At 69.5% G+C, this 15,460-nt stretch carries 16 protein-coding genes and 1 riboswitch; of the genes, 6 read left to right on the forward strand and 10 right to left on the reverse strand.

Going from position 1 to position 15,460, the window contains the following annotated elements:
• Positions 1–35: 35 nt before the first annotated feature.
• The 7 genes from LDL49_RS15955 to LDL49_RS15985 all read right to left on the reverse strand — a co-directional run bounded on the left by LDL49_RS15955 (position 36) and on the right by LDL49_RS15985 (position 5,951).
• Entirely contained in the window at positions 36–506 is a 471-nt protein-coding gene (locus LDL49_RS15955) for a PH domain-containing protein (protein ID WP_225291811.1), read from the reverse strand.
• 20 nt (positions 507–526) lie between these two features.
• Entirely contained in the window at positions 527–997 is a 471-nt protein-coding gene (gene ribH / locus LDL49_RS15960) for a 6,7-dimethyl-8-ribityllumazine synthase (protein WP_225291812.1), read from the reverse strand.
• Positions 994–2,220 (reverse strand): bifunctional 3,4-dihydroxy-2-butanone-4-phosphate synthase/GTP cyclohydrolase II, encoded by a 1,227-nt coding sequence (locus tag LDL49_RS15965; RefSeq protein WP_263655054.1) that lies wholly within the window; start codon positions 2,218–2,220, stop codon positions 994–996. Before LDL49_RS15965 ends, ribH begins: the two co-directional genes overlap by 4 nt.
• On the reverse strand, positions 2,217–2,876 hold the full coding sequence (locus LDL49_RS15970; protein ID WP_225291813.1) for a nicotinamide mononucleotide transporter family protein: 660 nt from the start codon (positions 2,874–2,876) through the stop codon (positions 2,217–2,219). The genes LDL49_RS15965 and LDL49_RS15970 overlap by 4 nt, the downstream gene beginning before the upstream one ends.
• Positions 2,873–3,463 (reverse strand): riboflavin synthase, encoded by a 591-nt coding sequence (locus tag LDL49_RS15975; protein ID WP_225291814.1) that lies wholly within the window; start codon positions 3,461–3,463, stop codon positions 2,873–2,875. The genes LDL49_RS15970 and LDL49_RS15975 overlap by 4 nt, the downstream gene beginning before the upstream one ends.
• Entirely contained in the window at positions 3,463–4,734 is a 1,272-nt protein-coding gene (gene ribD / locus LDL49_RS15980; RefSeq protein WP_225291815.1) for a bifunctional diaminohydroxyphosphoribosylaminopyrimidine deaminase/5-amino-6-(5-phosphoribosylamino)uracil reductase RibD, read from the reverse strand. The genes LDL49_RS15975 and ribD overlap by 1 nt, the downstream gene beginning before the upstream one ends.
• 102 nt (positions 4,735–4,836) lie before the next feature.
• Positions 4,837–4,967, reverse strand: a riboswitch (FMN riboswitch).
• Between the two features lie 156 nt (positions 4,968–5,123).
• Entirely contained in the window at positions 5,124–5,951 is an 828-nt protein-coding gene (locus tag LDL49_RS15985; RefSeq protein ID WP_225291816.1) for an oxygenase MpaB family protein, read from the reverse strand.
• 251 nt (positions 5,952–6,202) lie between these two features.
• Here LDL49_RS15985 and LDL49_RS15990 point away from each other — a divergent pair, with 251 nt between their 5' ends.
• The 5 genes from LDL49_RS15990 to LDL49_RS16010 are packed head-to-tail and all read left to right on the forward strand — an operon-like array spanning position 6,203 to position 12,073.
• Positions 6,203–7,204 carry an ABC transporter permease gene (locus tag LDL49_RS15990; RefSeq protein WP_225291817.1) on the forward strand — a complete coding sequence of 334 codons (1,002 nt, stop codon included), beginning with the start codon at positions 6,203–6,205 and terminating at the stop codon, positions 7,202–7,204.
• 9 nt (positions 7,205–7,213) lie between these two features.
• Positions 7,214–8,998 carry an ABC transporter substrate-binding protein gene (locus LDL49_RS15995; RefSeq protein ID WP_225291818.1) on the forward strand — a complete coding sequence of 595 codons (1,785 nt, stop codon included), beginning with the start codon at positions 7,214–7,216 and terminating at the stop codon, positions 8,996–8,998.
• A 53-nt stretch (positions 8,999–9,051) separates the two neighbouring features.
• The gene (locus LDL49_RS16000; protein ID WP_225291819.1) at positions 9,052–10,032 is read left to right on the forward strand and encodes an ABC transporter permease; all 981 of its coding nucleotides are present in this window, start codon (positions 9,052–9,054) and stop codon (positions 10,030–10,032) included.
• Positions 10,032–11,045 carry an ABC transporter ATP-binding protein gene (locus LDL49_RS16005; protein WP_225291820.1) on the forward strand — a complete coding sequence of 338 codons (1,014 nt, stop codon included), beginning with the start codon at positions 10,032–10,034 and terminating at the stop codon, positions 11,043–11,045. Before LDL49_RS16000 ends, LDL49_RS16005 begins: the two co-directional genes overlap by 1 nt.
• Positions 11,042–12,073, forward strand: coding sequence for an ABC transporter ATP-binding protein (locus LDL49_RS16010; protein WP_225291821.1), 1,032 nt, complete (start codon positions 11,042–11,044; stop codon positions 12,071–12,073). The genes LDL49_RS16005 and LDL49_RS16010 overlap by 4 nt, the downstream gene beginning before the upstream one ends.
• A 208-nt stretch (positions 12,074–12,281) precedes the next feature.
• Here LDL49_RS16010 and rpe read toward each other — a convergent pair whose 3' ends face one another.
• The 3 genes from rpe to LDL49_RS16025 form a co-directional block, all read right to left on the reverse strand.
• Positions 12,282–12,968, reverse strand: coding sequence for a ribulose-phosphate 3-epimerase (gene rpe, locus LDL49_RS16015; protein ID WP_225291822.1), 687 nt, complete (start codon positions 12,966–12,968; stop codon positions 12,282–12,284).
• 108 nt (positions 12,969–13,076) lie between these two features.
• Entirely contained in the window at positions 13,077–14,045 is a 969-nt protein-coding gene (locus LDL49_RS16020) for a phosphotransferase family protein (protein WP_225291823.1), read from the reverse strand.
• 50 nt (positions 14,046–14,095) lie between these two features.
• Positions 14,096–14,431, reverse strand: a complete 336-nt coding sequence (locus tag LDL49_RS16025) for an ArsR/SmtB family transcription factor (RefSeq protein WP_225291824.1) — start codon at positions 14,429–14,431, stop codon at positions 14,096–14,098.
• 85 nt (positions 14,432–14,516) lie between these two features.
• Between LDL49_RS16025 and LDL49_RS16030 the strand changes: the two genes are divergently transcribed.
• On the forward strand, positions 14,517–15,460 hold a 944-nt coding region (locus LDL49_RS16030; RefSeq protein ID WP_225291825.1), incomplete at its 3' end, for an MFS transporter.

A 15,460-nucleotide genomic window follows, 5' to 3' on the forward strand; every position in this document is an offset into this window, starting at 1 on the left:
CTACGCGCCGCTCGGTCCACACGAGCATCCCGCGCCTAGCCCTCCTGCGCGTCCTCTCCGCCCTTCGCCTCTCCCCGCTCGTGGATCAGGGCGGCCAGCTCGGCCGTGGCGCGGCGGGCGCGGGCCTTCTCCGAGCCCTGGATGCCCATCGCGCCGATGGTGCGGCCGTCGGAGAAGTCCAGCTTGGGCCAGGGCTCGCCGACCAGCAGGGTCACGTCCAGGACCTCCGGCCAGCTGTAGCGGTGTGTACGGATGGCGTTGACGATCGTCAGGCCCGTCTCGTCGGCCTCGACCCGCACCCGGCCCAGCAGGTGCAGGACGAAGGCCACCAGGCAGCCGAACAGCACGAGCCCGATCCGGTCCACCAGCTGGAACGGCTCGGCGATGAGGACGGCCATCACCACCGAGCCGAGGACGATCAGCGTCGCGGAGCCGTACGCGACGATTCTCCCCCGGCGGGGACGCCAGGTGACGGGCAGCGGCGGAGGAGACATCGGCTCGGACACGAACGGAAACCTATCGCAGGTCAGTGGAGGGTCTTCAGGAGGAGGGCGGTCTCCAGTGCGGCGATGGCCGACTCATAACCCTTGTCCTCCTTGCTGCCCGGCAGGCCCGAGCGGTCGAGTGCCTGGTCGAGCGTCTCGCAGGTGAGCACGCCGTTGCCGACCGGGGTCTCCTCGTCGAGCGAGATCCGGGTCAGGCCGGCGGTCACCGAGTCGCAGACGTACGCGAAATGCGCGGTCTCGCCCTTGATGACCGCGCCCAGCGCCACCACCGCGTCGCAGCGGCGGGCCAGCGCCTGGGCGATGACCGGGATCTCCAGCGAGCCGGGCACCCGTACGACGGTGGCCGTGGCGCCGCTGTCCTCGCACGCCTGCAGGGCGCGGGCGAGGAGCTGGTCGGTGATCTTGGCGTGCCAGCCGGCGGCCACCACGCCCACCGTCAGTCCCGCGGCGTCCGGTGCCGCGGCTACCGCGGGACGTCCTTCCCCGCTCATGAAGCCTCCGAGATGTCGTGGCCGAGGCGGTCGCGCTTGGCCTTCAGGTAGCGCTCGTTGTGGGGGTTCATCGCCACCGGCATGGGCTCGCGGCCGAGCACCTTGATGCCGTAGCCGTCCATGCCCTTGAGCTTGGCCGGGTTGTTGGTGAGCAGCCGCACGGACTTGACGCCGAGGTCGGCCAGGATCTGCGCGGCGTTGGAGAACTCGCGGGCGTCGACCGGCAGGCCCAGCTCGATGTTCGCGTCGACGGTGTCGCTGCCGGCGTCCTGGAGGCTGTACGCCCTGAGCTTGGCCAGCAGGCCGATCCCCCGGCCCTCGTGGCCGCGCAGGTAGACCACGACGCCGCGGCCCTCCTGCGCGATCGCGGACATGGCGTGATCGAGCTGCACGCCGCAGTCGCAGCGCAGCGAGCCGAACACGTCGCCGGTCAGGCATTCGGAGTGGGCTCGGACCAGGATGTTCTCGCCCGCCGAGTCGCCGGACAGGTCGCCGTAGACGAGCGCGATGTGCTCGCCGCCGTCGAGCGCGCTGGCGTAGCCGTAGGCCCGCCACATCCCGTACGTGTTGGGCACGTTCGTCTCGGCGACCCTGGTGACCATGCTCTCGGTCCTGCGCCGGTAGTCGACCAGCTGCTCGATGGAGATGAGCGCCAGATCGTGCTCGTCGGCGAAGGTCCGCAGCTCGGGCAGCCGGGCCATGGTGCCGTCGTCGTTGACGACCTCGGCCAGGACGCCCGCGGGGCTGAGCCCGGCGAGCCTGGCCAGGTCGACGGCCGCCTCGGTATGGCCGCGCCGGCTCAGCACGCCGCCCTCGTGGTAGCGCAGCGGGAAGATGTGGCCCGGCCGGACCAGCTCGTAGGGTTCGGTGGCGGAGTCGGCGAGCGTACGGATCGTCTTGGCGCGGTCGGCGGCGGAGATGCCGGTGCTCACGCCGTCCCGGGCGTCGACGCTGATCGTGTACGCGGTGCGCAGCCGCTCCCGGTTCTGGAACACCATGAGGGGCAGGCCCAGCCGGTCCAGCTCCTTGCCCTCCATGGGCACGCAGATGACGCCGCTGGTGTGCCGGATGGTGAACGTGAGCAGTTCGGGAGTGGCCTTGGAGGCGGCGAAGATGATGTCGCCCTCGTTCTCCCGGTTCTCGTCGTCGACGACCAGGACGGGCCTGCCGTTGCGGATGTCGTCGATCGCCCGTTCGACCGGGTCGAGGATGGTCTCGGTCATGACGCCACCGCCAGGTCCGCGGGAGCACTCTGGTACTCCCTGAGCCATTTCACGAAGCCGACCAGCACGAGCACGAAGAACACCCCGTACACGGCGCCGGAGACGACCAGCCCCGAGCTGAAGGCCAGCGGCACGCCGACCAGGTCGACGGCCACCCAGATGATCCAGAAGTCGACCAGCGCCTTGCCCTGCGCCCAGGTGGCGACCGCGCTGCCGACGAAGATGTAGGCGTCGGCGGCCACCAGGAAGGCGCCCTTCGGCAGCGGCACGCTGGCTCCCCACGACAGGTGGGTGACGAAGAACAGCACGCCGACGAGGACGGTGCCCAGCGCCATCACGGCGATGTAGGCGGTCCGCTCGCGCGCCGTGGCCGGGCGTACGGTCAGCTGCTTGCCGCCCTCCGTGCCGCGCCGCCACGCCCACCAGCCGTAGACGGCCAGCGCCCCGAACATCGCCTGCTTGAGAGCGTTGCCGGTGATGCCCGCGTTGATCGAGGCGATGAACAGCAGCACCGAGCCGGTGAGCTGCACCGGCCACGTCCACACCGACTTGCGTATCGCCAGCAGAACGGTGCTCAGCGCGGCGATGTTACCGATGAGGTCCGTCCAGAGGACGTGCGTGCCGAATACCTCGAATCCGGCGTTGGCCCAGTTCACTGCTTGCCCACCAGCCTTTCCACGTACTTCGCGATCACGTCGACCTCGATGTTCACCATGTCGCCCACTTCGCGCTCGCCCATCGTGGTCAGCTTCAACGTGGTGGGGATGAGACTCACGCCGAAGCTGTCGTCGTCAACCGTGGTGACCGTCAGGCTGATTCCGTCGATGGCGATCGAACCCTTTTCCGCCACGTAACGGGCGAGGGATTCGGGGAGAGAGAAGCGAAGGTTGTCCCAGTTCGCGCCGGGTTCCCGGGAGCGCAGTACGGCAGTGCCGTCGACGTGGCCCTGCACGATGTGGCCGCCGAGACGCTGGTCGGCGCGTACGGCCCGCTCCAGGTTCACCGCGGAGCCCGCGTCAAGGGCGCCGAGCGAACTGCGGTCGAGTGACTCCTTGATCACGTCCACGGTGAACACGTCGTCCTGGACGTCCACGACCGTCAGGCAGACGCCGTTGACGGCGATCGAGTCACCGTGGCGCGCGTCGGAGGTGACGATCGGGCCGCGGACGGACAGCCGCGCCGAGTCGCCCACCGCCTCGACGGCCACGACCTCGCCCTTTTCCTCGATGATTCCGGTGAACATCAACTCTCCTTGCGTGGTGGTGCCGGCACCGGCCGCGCGGTCAGCCGCAGGTCCGGTCCGATGGGGGAAACGTCGTCGAAGGCCAGCCGGTGGGTGGCGGCGATGGTCGCCACGCCCGCGTCGCCGAGCGCGGCCGGGCCGGCGCCCAGGAGGGCCGGGGCGAGGTAGGCGATGACACGGTCGATCAGGCCCTGGCGCAGGAACGCGCCCGCGAGCGTCGGACCGCCTTCCAGGAACACGCTGACGACCTCGCGCGCGGCCAGCTCGCGCAGGAGGGCGCGCAGGTCGAGGCCGCCGTCGTGGCGCGGCAGCCGGATCAGGTCGGCCTTGAGGCGGGTCTCGACGTCGTCGGCGACCGCGACGAGCGTGGGCGCCGCGCCGTCCAGCACCCTGGCGCCGGGCGGGGTACGCGCCTCGGAGTCGACCACCACCCGCAGCGGCACGCGTACGGCGGGCCGGGCTCCGCGGTCCTGGCTCGTCGGACGGCTCGCGTCGGCCGAGCTGGCCGGATCGCGCACGTCGGCCGGGCCGGTCGGATCGCTCGCGTCGGCCGGGCGGCTCGGGCGGGCGGTGAGGTGGGGGTCGTCGGCAAGGACCGTGCCGATGCCGGCGATGATCGCGCCGGACTCGGCGCGCAGCCGGTGGACGTCGGCCCGGGCCTCGGGGGAGGTGATCCACTGGCTGGTGCCGTCGGGGGCGGCCGACCTGCCGTCGAGGGTGGCGGCGAACTTCCAGGTCACGTACGGCCTGCCGAGCCGGGCGTACGTGAGCCACTCGGCGTTGACCCGCTCGCCCTCCTCGGCCAGCAGCCCGGACTCCACGACGACCCCGTGCGCGCGCAACCGCGCGGCGCCTCCGGCGGCCTTGGGGGTGGGATCGGCGACCGCCACCACCACCCGCGCGATGCCCGCGCCGAGCAGCGCCAGGCTGCAGGGTCCGGTCCGGCCGGTGTGGTCGCAGGGTTCGAGCGTCACGTACGCGGTGCCGCCGCGGGCCCGCTCCCCCGCCTCGCGCAGCGCGACGACCTCGGCGTGCGGGCCGCCGGCGTAGGCGTGGAAGCCCTCACCGGCGACGTTCCCCGAGGCGTCGAGCACCACGCAGCCGACGACGGGGTTCGGGCTGGTGGCGCCCCGGCCGCACGCGGCCAGCTCGACGGCGCGCGCCATGTGCGCGATGTCCGTGACAGCATGGGTGTGTGCGGCGTCCGTGAGGGCATGCGCCTCGCGGGCGGCCCGCGCCGAATCCGCGGGGTCCTGAGCGGGTGTCTCCACCCCGGGCCTCCTACTCGCCAGTAGCTCCAAGCCACGGCGGGCCCCGGGGGGTATGGCGGTGCGCGTACGCACCACAGTGGCGCCCGGCTCAAGGCCGGACACCCGCGCGCTTCCTCCCATCCGGACTTTAACCGTCGGTCCCGGAATTTCACCGAGTCAACCGGCCGATGGCATCGGCCGGGTCGCGGACTGTAACCGCCGGTTCGGAATTTCACCGACCCCGGAGCACGCTAGCTCTCTTCTCACACCAGTCTGCCATGCCGACAAAAGCGCATGCGACCACCCCCCACTATGCCAAACAAGCGCTCGCTTGGTCAACCGCCACGCGACGGGACGGCCGACGATGGGCGATGGGGTGGCGGCAGGCCGGATGGTGGAAAGGCGGGAGGTCAGGCCGCCATGAGGCGGCGGGCGAGACGGGCGGCCGGGCTGTAGCGGACCTGCGCCGGGATCAGCCCCAGCCCGGTGTGCAGCGCCTTCAGCGTGGTCGTCGCCCACAGGTCGCCGACCGGGGTGGCGGGCAGGCCGTACAGCCGCCTCGCCCAGCGCGGGAGCGTCGCGAACGCCAGCAGCGTCACTCCCGGCAGGACCGGCTTGAGCGGGGTGAGCAGCAGCGGGAGCGGCGCGGTGAGCGACAGGCGGAGCGGGTGCGCCGCCTCGGGGACGAATCGCAGACCGGGACGTTCCCCCTCGATGTAGTCCCGCAACTCGCCCACGGTGCCGGGGACGGAGTCCGGGTCGAGGCCGACGACCTCGGCGGCCCGCCGCCATTCCGCCACGAAGGTGTCCGCCTCGGCGTCCGTCAGCTTGACGCCGCCCCGGCGCGCCACCGACAGGTAGGAGTCGACCTCCCCCACGTGCACCCAGCGCAGCGCGTCCGGATCGTCGAGGTGGAAACGCTCACCCGTGTCCGGATCACACGCGGTCAGCTTGGCGTGGATCCTGCGGACCCGGCGGCCGGCCCGCTCGACCTCCTCGTGCGTCCCGTACGTGCGGACGCGGACGAATTCCGTGGTCCGGGTGAAACGCGACCACGCCTCGTTCGGGTCCATCAGAGAGGAGTTCTGCAGCACGCCGCGCATCGCCTTGGGGTGCAGCCCCTGCATCAGGAGCGCCCGCAGTCCGCCGACCAGCAGGATCGGCTCGCCCATCACCCGCCAGGTCACCGATTCGGGCCCGAAGAGCCCATGGTCCTCCATAAGCGGACAGTTACCCATGTAACGCCTTCTTCATGTCACAGCATCATCTTGTTTATGCCTTGATTCCGTGATTAACGAAGCGTGACCATGATAGATCATGACATCGCACACATGGCCAGGTCAACGGCATAGAAGGCACGACCGCATCGATATTTCACAACAAAATAATCAAACCTTGGCGAAGCATTGCCCCCAGCCGATCAGGCCTGCAAATGTGCCATATGGCCTGAAACTTCCCGTTCTGGCATGTTCCTTGGGAGTCCTGTTAGATGACCACACCGACGTCCACCGCACCAGAGATCGACGCGACGTCCGTGACCGAAGCACCGGAGGCGGTGGGCCGCTCGCCCGGCCAGCTCATGTGGCTGCGCTTCCGGCGGGACCGCACCGGGGTCATCTCCGCCGCGATCGTGATCTTCTTCTTCCTGGTCGCCATCCTCGCGCCCGTCATCTCCATGGTGTACGGCAAGGACCCGTACACCCTGTACGGCCAGGACCGGCCCGGCCTGCTCAACGACTTCGGCTACGCGATGGCGCCCAACGGCGGGATCAGCTCGGAGTTCTGGTTCGGCATCGAGCCCAACCTGGGCCGTGACGTGTTCATGCAGCTCGTCTACGGGATCAGGACCTCGCTGCTGATCGCGGTGGTGGCGACGATCCTCACCACCCTGATCGGCATCGTGGTCGGCATCATCGCCGGGTACGCCGGCGGCAAGACCGACTTCTTCATCGGCCGGATCATCGACCTGATGCTGTCGTTCCCGCAGGTCCTGTTCATCATCGCGTTCACCCCGGTGGTGGACCAGCTGCTGGTGCCCTCCAACGAGGAGACCCCGGTGTGGCTGCGGGCGGTCACGCTGACCATCCTGCTCACCGTCTTCGGCTGGGCCGGGCTGGCCAGGCTGCTGCGCGGCCAGGTGCTGTCGATGCGCGAACGCGAGTTCGTGGAGGCCGCCAAGGTCACCGGCGCCTCCCCCGCCAGGATCGTGTTCAAGGAACTGCTGCCCAACCTGTGGACCCCGATCCTCATCCAGTCGACGCTGCTGCTGCCCGCCCTGGTCACAGCCGAGGCGGCGCTGTCCTTCCTGGGGGTCGGGATGGGCGAGCAGGTCCCCGACTGGGGCCGGATGTTCCTGCGGGCCACGCAGGTCTACCAGAACGACATCACCTATCTCATCTTCCCCGGCGTCGCACTGCTGATCTTCGTCATCGCCTTCAACCTGCTCGGTGACTCGGTCCGCGACGCCTTCGACCCCAAGATCAAGCGCTAGAGGAGAGAAATGAATCACCGCAAACGGTCGGCTCTCGCGGTTGTCGCGGCGGCCTCGCTGGCGTTGGTCGGCGCCTGCGCGCCGGGCAACGCGGGCGCTCCGTCGAGCGCCCCCGCGAGCGCGGGCGCCTCGTCTGCGCCGGCGGCGGCCTACAAGCCCCCGACGATCACCCTGGGCACCGCGGCGGACTCCAAGGGCCCCGCCATCCCGCCGGAGGGCGTCGTCAAGGGTGGCACCGTCACCATGATCGACCGGGACGACTTCTCCCACTTCGACCCGGCCCAGATCTACGTCAACACCGAGGCGAACTTCGCCCTGCTCATCAGCCGCGGCCTCACCGGTTACAAGCGGATCGCCAAGGGCGACTACAAGCTGGTCGGCGACCTGGCCACCGACGCGGGCACGCCGTCCGACGGCGGCAAGACCTGGACGTTCACCCTGAAGGACGGGGTGAAGTGGCAGGACGGCAGCCCGATCACCTCCGGCGACGTGAAGTGGTCCGTCGAGCGGATGTTCGCCCCCTTCATCACCTTCGGGCCGCAGTACGTTCAGCAGTGGCTCACCGACACGGACTACAAGAAGGCCTACCCGGGTCCGTACGGCGGCAAGGAACTCGACAACATCGAGACCCCTGACGACAAGACCATCGTCTTCAAGTTCAAGGCCCCGCACGCCGACGCCGGCTACGCCTTCGCCATGGCGGGCTACAACATCGTGCCCAAGGCCAAGGACACCAAGGAGAAGTACGACAAGGAGCCCGTCTCCTCCGGTCCGTACATCATCAAGTCGCACGTCGTCGACAAGTCGCTCGAGCTGGCCCGCAACCCCAACTGGGACGCGAACACCGACCCGATCCGCGGCGCGTACCCGGACGTGTGGAAGATGGAGTTCGGCCAGGAGGCCACTCAGATCACCGACCGGTTCGTGGCCGACGCGGGCCCCGACCAGACGGCGTTCACCTTCTACGCCAACACCCCGGCCGAGCGGCTGCAGCAGGTGCTGGGCGACGCGAGCCTGGCCGACCGCCGCCTGATCAGCCCCTCGCCGTACGGCAACTACTACTACTTCAACCTCGACCGGGTGAAGGACCAGAAGATCCGCCAGGCGATCAACTACGCCTGGCCGGCCAAGCAGATCCAGCAGGCCCTGGGCGGCCCGCAGGCCGTGGCGCTGCCGACGACGATCCTCAACGAGAACACCACGGTCGGCTACAAGCCGTACGACCTGTTCGGGAAGACGGCCAAGCCCGAGGGCGACATCGAGAAGGCCAAGCAGCTGCTGGCCGAGTCGAGCAACCCCCACCCGACCATCGTCTACGCCTACAACAACCTCCCCACCCAGGAGCCGGTCACCCTGGTGATCAAGAACGCCCTGGAGAAGGCCGGGATCAAGGTCGTGGCCAAGTCGCTGGACCGTAAGACGTACTACGACTCGATCAGCCAGACGAAGAACGAGTTCGACCTGTACTGGGGCGGCTGGGGCGCCGACTGGCCGTCCGGCTCCACCGTGATGCCGGTCATCTTCGGCCCGATCTCCGACGGCGGCCAGAACATGAGCCACCTCAACGACCCGACGATCACGGCCGAGATGAAGAAGATCTCGGAGAACCCGGACATCAACGCGGCCAACGAAGCCTGGATGAACCTCGACAAGCAGATCCAGGAGACGATCACCCCGGTGGTCGTGGCCGAGAACCGGATCGCCACCATGCTGCACGGCTCCAAGGTGGGCGGCGCCGAGATCGACCCGCAGCAGTGGATCGTCTCGCCGAACACCATCTTCGTGAAGCAGTAGCACCGCCGCTCCGGGCGCCGTCGCGGCGCCCGGAGCGCTCTTTTGGAGATCTCGTGCTTCGATTCCTGACCCGCCGCGTCATCGGCGCCGCGGTCATCCTCGTGATCATCTCGGGGGTGACCTTCTTCCTGTTCTTCGTGATCCCCGCCGACCCGGCGCGCCTGGCGTGCGGCAAGGTCTGCCCGCCGGAGACGCTGGCGCAGGCCAGGCACAACCTGGGCCTCGACCAGCCGGTCGTGGTGCAGTTCGTGTCGTGGCTCGGGGGGATCTTCTTCGGCCGGAACTACGAGGGCCTCGGCACCTGCCCCGCGCCCTGTCTCGGCTACTCCTTCGTCAACCGCGCCCCGGTCTTCGAGACCATCATCGACCGGCTGCCCGTCACCATCGCGTTGACGATCGGCGCCTCGGTGATCTTCCTGACATTCGGCGTGGCCACCGGCATCCTCGCCGCGCTGCGCCAGGGCAAGCCGCTCGACAAGATCGCCAGCATCTCGTCGCTGGTCGGCGCCTCGATGCAGATCTACTTCGTCGGCACGCTGGCCATGTACTTCTTCGTCTACCAGGCACACATCTTCCCGCAGCCCAAGTACATCCCGATCACCCAGGATCCGCTCGGCTGGTTCGGGGGGCTGCTCCTGCCCTGGATCGTGCTGGCGATCATCTTCACCGCCAACTACACCAGGATGACCCGCTCCACGATGGTGGAGAACCTGGCCGAGGACTACGTACGGACCGCCAGAGCCAAGGGCATGTCCGGCAGGAGCGTGGTGCTGCGCTTCGCCCTGCGCGGCACGCTGACCCCGATCATCACCATCTTCGGCGTGGACCTGGGCCAGCTCATCGGCGGCGCGATCATCACCGAGACCACGTTCGGGCTGCAGGGGATCGGCCGCCTGTCGGTCCGCGCGGTCGACAACTCCGACCTGCCCACCCTGATGGCCACCGTCCTGGTGGCGGCGGGCGCGATCGTGGTGATGAACATCGTCGTCGACGCCCTGTACGCCGTCATCGATCCCCGCGTGAGGCTGAGCTGATGTTCCTTGAGGTCAACGAGCTCACCGTCGACTTCCACACCGAGGACGGCGTGGTCCACGCGGTGGACCGGCTCTCGTTCCAGGTGGAGCAGGGGACCACGCTCGGCATCGTGGGAGAGTCGGGCTCAGGCAAGTCGGTGACGAACCTGGCCGTGCTCGGCCTGCACAACCCGGAGACGGCGAAGATCTCCGGCAGCATCACCTTCGACGGCCAGGAGCTGATCGGCGCGTCCAGGTCCACGATGGAGCGGCTGCGCGGCGACCGGATCGCGATGATCTTCCAGGATCCGCTGACGTCGCTGTCGCCGTTCCACACGATCGGCGCGCAGATCGCCGAGGTCTATCGCAAGCACCGGGGTGTCTCCCGCTCGTCCGCGCGGGACCGGGCGATCGAGATGCTGGACCGGGTCGGCATCCCGCAGCCGAAGGTCCGCGTCGACGACTATCCGCACCAGTTCTCCGGGGGCATGCGCCAGCGCGCGATGATCGCCATGGCGCTGGTCTGCGACCCCGGGCTGCTGATCGCCGACGAGCCGACGACCGCCCTGGACGTCACCGTCCAGGCGCAGATCCTCGACCTGCTGAGCGAGCTGCAGGAGCAGTCGGGCACGGCGATCGTGCTGATCACCCACGACCTGGGCGTGGTGGCCAACACCGCGCACGACGTGCTGGTCATGTACGCCGGGCGGGCCGTGGAGCGGGGCACGATGCACGAGGTGCTGCGCGAGCCGCGCCATCCGTACACCTGGGGGCTGCTGGGCTCGATGCCCAGCCTGCGCCGCCCGGTGGACCTGCCGCTGGAGCCGGTGCGCGGCACCCCGCCCAGCCTGATCAACCTGCCGTCCGGCTGCCCGTTCCACCCGCGCTGCGACTACATGAAGCTGCTGGGCAAGGAGGTGTGCGCCGGTGACCGGCCCGAGCTGGCGCCCGAACACGGCCACGGCGACGCGTGCTACCTGACGCTCAAGCAGAAGGCGGAGCAGCGCCGGCGACCAGTTGAGGAGACGAAGTGACGGAGAAGCTGCTGGAGCTGTCCGGGGTGGTGAAGCACTTCCCCGTCAGAGGCGGCTTCCTGGTCAAGCACCAGGTCGGCGTGGTGCACGCGGTGGACGGCATCGACCTGACCGTGCACGCGGGCGAGACGCTCGGCCTGGTCGGCGAGTCGGGCTGCGGCAAGTCGACGACCGGACGGCTGGCGGCCCGGCTGCTGGAGCCGACCGCCGGCAGCATCACCTATGACGGCCGCGACATCAGCCACGCGGGCCGCCGCGAGCTCAAGCCGATCAGGCCCGAGATCCAGATGGTCTTCCAGGACCCGTACTCGTCGCTGAACCCGCGGCACACGGTCGGCTCGATCATCCGCGGCCCGATGGACATCAACGACATCAACCCGCCCGGCGGCCGCGAGGCGCGTGCCAGGGAGCTGCTGGAGATCGTCGGCCTGAACCCGGAGCACTACAACCGCTTCCCGCACGAGTTCTCCGGCGGCCAGCGGCAGCGCATCGGCGTCGCCAGGGCCCTCGCCCTGGAGCCCCGGCTGATCGTGGCCGACGAGCCGGTGTCCGCGCTGGACGTGTCGATCCAGGCTCAGGTGATCAACCTGCTGCAGCAGCTGCAGCGGGACATGGGGATCGCGTTCCTGTTCATCGCGCACGACCTGGCGGTGGTCCGGCACTTCTCGCAGCGGGTCGCGGTCATGTACCTGGGGAAGATCGTCGAGATCGCGGACCGGGACTCGCTCTATGAGCGGCCGCGCCATCCGTACACGCACGCGCTGTTGTCGGCGGTGCCGGACGCGGACGTGGAGGGGCCGGCGCGGCAGCGGATCCGGCTGGCGGGGGACGTCCCGTCGCCGCTCAACCCGCCGTCGGGGTGCCGCTTCCGTACGCGGTGCTGGAAGGCGCAGGAGAAGTGCGCGGTGGAGGAGCCGCCGCTGACGCGGCTGTCGGGCAACCGCGAGGGCCACCTGACCGCCTGCCACTTCCCCGAGGCGCCCACCACTCAGGGCGAGGACGTGGTGCTGGACCCCGCTCTGGCGTGATCATCCTGCTCTGACCGACCATCCGGCCCGCCGTGCTTCTCGCGGCGGGCCGGACGTCTTTCACAACCGTCTTTCTTGTACGGCAAGCATGGGGAACCCGCCACCCGCCGACCGGGGCTTAGGGCCTCCAGAAGACGGCCGCTGACCGGACGGTGGCCGGGCGCCGTTACGCCCCGCCGACAGCTCGGTCGGCCTGGGCCCGTCCGGCCTAGGCTCGTTCGGCCTGTACCCGTTCGGCCTGGGCTCGTTCGGCCTGGTACCGGAGGGCGTCGACCGCCGCCGCCGGGTCCGAGGCGCCATAGACGGCGCTGCCCGCCACGAAGACGTCCGCGCCGGCCACCACGCAGCGCTCGATGGTGTCAGCGTCCACGCCCCCGTCCACCTGGAGCCAGATCTGGCCGCCGTGCCGCTCGATCAGGGCGCGGGCCCGGCGGATCTTGGGCAGCACCATGTCGAGGAACTTCTGCCCCCCGAACCCCGGCTCGACCGTCATCAGGAGGAGCATGTCGACCTCACCCAGCAGGTCCTCGTAGGGTTCGATCGCCGTGGCCGGGTTGAACGCGATGGCCGCCCGCGCGCCGAGCGACCGGATCTCGCGCAGCGTGCGCACCGGCGACTTCGCCGCCTCCACGTGGATCGTGACGCTGCCCGCGCCCGCCTCGGCGTAGGGCGGCGCCCAGCGGTCGGGGTCCTCGATCATGAGGTGGCAGTCGAGCGGCATCGAGGTCGCCTTGCGCAGCGCCTCGACCACGGGCAGCCCGAGGGTCAGGTTGGGCACGAAGTGGTTGTCCATGACATCCACGTGCAGCCAGTCGGCATTGGTGACGGCCGCGGCCTCATCGGCGAGCCTGGCGAAGTCGGCGGACAGGATGCTGGGCGAGATCTGTAGGGCCATGATGGTCAGAGTCTATTGAACGGCGCTCACACCCGCAGCGGTGCGGGGCCTTCGCCGGTTCCCGCGCCGCCTTCATGGGGCGTTCACGGACGGTTTCACAGGTGGGTCTCACTGACGGTCCCGTAGCCAGCGCAGCGAGGCCAGCCCCAGCGCGACCATCATGTCCACCAAGTGGCGATCGGCCCCCGCTCCCGCCGACGCGGCGATCCGGAGCAGAAACCCGGAGTGCATCGCCAGCACCGCATCGATCTGAGCCGGATCGAGGTCGCGGGTCAGCGGATGCTCCTCGGCGAGCACCTGCGGATCCATCCCGCTGAGCGACACGCTTGCCAGCAGCGTCACCACGTCGCAGTGACCGGCCCCGACCCACGCGTGCGGCCAGTCGACGACGAAGACGCGCTCCGCGCTCAGCATGATGTTGAACGGATACAGGTCCCCGTGCAGCAGCGTCTGACCAGCCAGAGCAGGTGCGGCGCCCTCCTCCAGCGCGGCGAGTTCGTCGAGACGGCCGGCCGCCCACGGCGAAAGCGCACCGATCCTCCGCACGACGGCGCTCTCGACCCCGGCGGCGCCCTTCGCCAGTGCCGCCCAGCCACCCAGCCGCGGCCCACCCAGGAACGCCCCGTCCACCGGTGACGGAGTCAAGGCCCGCACCAGATCGGTGACAGCCGCCAGAACCCGCTCGAGTTCCGCATGCCGCCACGGCTGGGCGGGCAGCCGTCCCGGAATCTCCTCGAATATCAGCGCGACCCAGTCACCGTCGTCATAGGCGTCCAGCAACCGTGGCACCGGCACCGTCCGGGGAAGCCGCCGCGAGATCGCGATCTCCCTGCGGTGGAAGGCCGCCACCGAGGGCGCCGCCGACGTACTCGCCGCCTTCACGAACGCGCCCCCGCCACCCGCCAGACGCACACGCGCGGCCAATCCCTCGGAGAACCCGCCCGGCTGACTGACCGCGCCGACCACCCTGTCACCGAGCAGCCGCTCGATCCCCGCCGCCACCTCCTCGGGCACGGCCGCCCAGGCGATCCTCCTGCCGCCCGTAGCCCGCGGGAGCACACCCCACTCGCGCGCCATCGTGCTCCTTCCTGCTCTGGCTACCGGGGATCAGCGGTTGAGCACCAGCCTCACAGCGGGCCGCTGTCGGGCGACTCGGCTGCGGCGAGGCGCAGGATCGGTTCGAGCAGGCCAGGGAAGCGGTCACGTAGATCGTCGGCGCGCAGCCGGATCCGCCGGTGCCGGCCGTCGACGGTCATGCTGATCAGCCCGGCCTCCCGCAGAACCCGCCAGTGGTTGGACAGCGTCGACATCGGCACATCCAACCCGTCGGCCAGAACGGCACAGGTCGCCTCGGGATTGCCCCTGGCCCGCCGTACCAACTCCAAGCGCACCGGATCACTGAGCGCGTGCAGCACTGGCGCGAGCGTCAGCGCCTCGCGCGCGGGCTGGGGTAGCGGTCGCATGCCTCGACGATACCCGACCGTTCGATAGTTCGGAATTATGGAACTATGGTGTGCGGGAGCATTCACATCACAGGAGGGAACGGCGTTGACCGCACATGAAGACGCGACGAAGGCTGGATCATCGGCGGGCATCCGATCGAACCGGGCGGCGTTGCTCACAGTGGCCTGCCTGGGTCAGTTCATGGTGCTGCTCGACAGCACGATCGTCGGCGCGGCGCTGCCCGATATGCAGCACCGGTTACACACCCAGTTGAGCGGTCTGCAATGGATCGTCGACGCCTACGTCCTGCTGGTCGCCATGCTGCTGCTGTCCGGCGGCGTCTTCGCAGACCGCTTCGGCCGCAAGCGGGTGTTCTTGGCGGGCGTCGCGGTGTTCACCGCCGCGTCCTTGCTCTGCTCCGTCGCGCCCTCGATCGGCTGGCTGATCACCGGACGGGTGGCGCAGGGCATCGGGGCCGCGGCGCTGAGCCCCGCCTCGCTGGCCCTGCTCGCCGCCGCGTATCCCGTTCCGCGAGAACGCGTCAAGGCGATCGGGCTGTGGGCCGGATTCAGCGGCATCGGCCTGGCCGCCGGCCCGCTGGCCGGTGGCATTCTGGTGGACTCCTTCGGCTGGCCCGCCATATTCCTGGTCAACGTGCCCATCGGGGCGGTCCTGCTGCTGGCCGGTCTGCGCATCCTGGGCGAGTCCCGCAATCCCGGCGCGCCGGCGATCGACATCCCGGGGACGGTCCTGTCCGTCCTGGGCGTGGGGGCGCTGACCTATGGGCTGATCGAGGGTGGTTCGCGTGGCTGGACCTCGCCGGTGATCCTGGGGAGCTTCGCCGCCGGGCTGGTGCTCCTCGCCGTCTTCGTCGTGGTCGAGGGTCGTGTGTCGACGCCGATGCTGTCGCTGCGGCTGTTTAGGCAGCGGCTGTTCACGGTGTCCAACACGGCGATGGTCGTGGTGGGGTTCGCGCTGATGGGGTCGTCGTTCTTCTTCTCCCAGTTCTTCGTCTACGTCCAGGGCACTTCGATCCTGGTCGCCGGGCT

The organism is Nonomuraea aurantiaca (assembly GCF_020215705.1).
GTDB classification, from domain to species: Bacteria; Actinomycetota; Actinomycetes; order Streptosporangiales; family Streptosporangiaceae; genus Nonomuraea; species Nonomuraea aurantiaca.

Coding starts and splice junctions, on each gene's coding strand:
- LDL49_RS15985 (WP_225291816.1), bottom strand. CDS start 5,951: ATGGGTAACTGTCCGCTTATGGAGGACCATGGGCTCTTCGGGCCCGAA.
- rpe (WP_225291822.1), bottom strand. CDS start 12,968: ATGGCCCTACAGATCTCGCCCAGCATCCTGTCCGCCGACTTCGCCAGG.
- ribH (WP_225291812.1), bottom strand. CDS start 997: ATGAGCGGGGAAGGACGTCCCGCGGTAGCCGCGGCACCGGACGCCGCG.
- LDL49_RS15965 (WP_263655054.1), bottom strand. CDS start 2,220: ATGACCGAGACCATCCTCGACCCGGTCGAACGGGCGATCGACGACATC.
- LDL49_RS15975 (WP_225291814.1), bottom strand. CDS start 3,463: ATGTTCACCGGAATCATCGAGGAAAAGGGCGAGGTCGTGGCCGTCGAG.
- LDL49_RS15995 (WP_225291818.1), top strand. CDS start 7,214: ATGAATCACCGCAAACGGTCGGCTCTCGCGGTTGTCGCGGCGGCCTCG.
- LDL49_RS16020 (WP_225291823.1), bottom strand. CDS start 14,045: ATGGCGCGCGAGTGGGGTGTGCTCCCGCGGGCTACGGGCGGCAGGAGG.
- LDL49_RS15990 (WP_225291817.1), top strand. CDS start 6,203: ATGACCACACCGACGTCCACCGCACCAGAGATCGACGCGACGTCCGTG.
- LDL49_RS16025 (WP_225291824.1), bottom strand. CDS start 14,431: ATGCGACCGCTACCCCAGCCCGCGCGCGAGGCGCTGACGCTCGCGCCA.
- LDL49_RS16005 (WP_225291820.1), top strand. CDS start 10,032: ATGTTCCTTGAGGTCAACGAGCTCACCGTCGACTTCCACACCGAGGAC.